This is a genomic window from Acidithiobacillus sp. TH-A36 (assembly GCF_057473445.1).
In genome coordinates, this window is sequence record NZ_JBYCKP010000537.1 from 1 (window position 1) to 1,071 (window position 1,071).

Below are 1,071 nucleotides of genomic sequence, written 5' to 3' on the forward strand. Positions count from 1 at the left end.
GAGTGAGGATTTACAGTAAAACCGGACGTGGGAATGCCACGATCAGCGCGTGGCCATCGCCCAAGGTGTCTATATGCACCTCTGCGGTAAAAAAGACTTTCCTGAAAAGGTTTAAAGCAGGAACATGATCGGTCTTCAGCTGTTGCAGGAATGTGCTCTACAGGTTGCCCCTGTCACCATGGCTGCAGTGGTGCAGACCGAGTCTGGCGGGAATCCTCTGGTCATTCACGACAACACAACGAATCGCAGTTATTTCCCAAAAACCAGACGCGATGCAGAACGAATCCTGCATCTTTTGCTGGCAGCTGGGCATCAGGTAGACGCTGGAATCGCCCAGGTTGATTCTGAAAATTTTGCCGCATACGGATTAAATTATAAAAACGTCTTTGATCCCTGCACCAATCTGCAGGTGGCCTCGAAAATACTGGTTGATTCATGGAAAGCATCAGGTAAAAAGTTACCAGGTGCTCTGCAGGTTTATAACTCGGGGAAGCCATCTGGTGATGCCCGCTATGCCCGTATTGTCTACCATCACGCAGGGGTCAGTGTTCCACCTATTCCAGGAGGGAAACTGGCTGCCTGGGCGGTGAAACCTGTCGTTTGTGGGGAAGGTGGGAAAAAGGAAGCGGAGGCAGGAGGGCCGGTTCGGATCAGAGTTTCATGGACTCCTGCGGCGAGCCCCATGCAGCCGAAATGGTAATGGCCTATCGCCATTTTGAATAAAAACTGTCGCTGGACCCAGGAAGTCGCTGCTCTGGTGTGAACGAAGGGTTTGGCGTTATTTCCATAGTGATATTGCTTCCATCTCCAACGCGGAGGAGACAGATGGTCGCTGTGCGAGCTTTTCAACATACTTCGTATAATTTGGATAAAGCGCTTCCATTTCATATCCCAGGCGAACACCCCAGCGATAGAAAACCAACCAAAACGGGTCAACAACTGAGAACCTCGCTCCAATCGCAAATGTGTGCTGGCCAAGATGTGATTCAATAATCGTGAGGCAGCGTTGAAAGTTCGCATGTCCGCTGGATTGAACCGCAGGGAAGTCTGTGGCACCCAACACGAACCTTT

At 50.7% G+C, this 1,071-nt stretch carries 2 protein-coding genes; one reads left to right on the forward strand and one right to left on the reverse strand.

Annotated features, from left to right (window positions below; genetic code table 11):
* Window positions 1-124 precede the first annotated feature (124 nt).
* A complete protein-coding gene (locus AC2VLY_RS13700) occupies window positions 125-700 on the forward strand; it encodes a lytic transglycosylase domain-containing protein (protein WP_486922458.1) in 576 nt (191 codons plus the stop codon).
* A 78-nt stretch (window positions 701-778) separates the two neighbouring features.
* Here the strand turns inward: AC2VLY_RS13700 and AC2VLY_RS13705 are convergent.
* The coding region (locus AC2VLY_RS13705) for a glutathione binding-like protein (protein WP_486922459.1) at window positions 779-1,071 on the reverse strand (293 nt) is incomplete at its 5' end.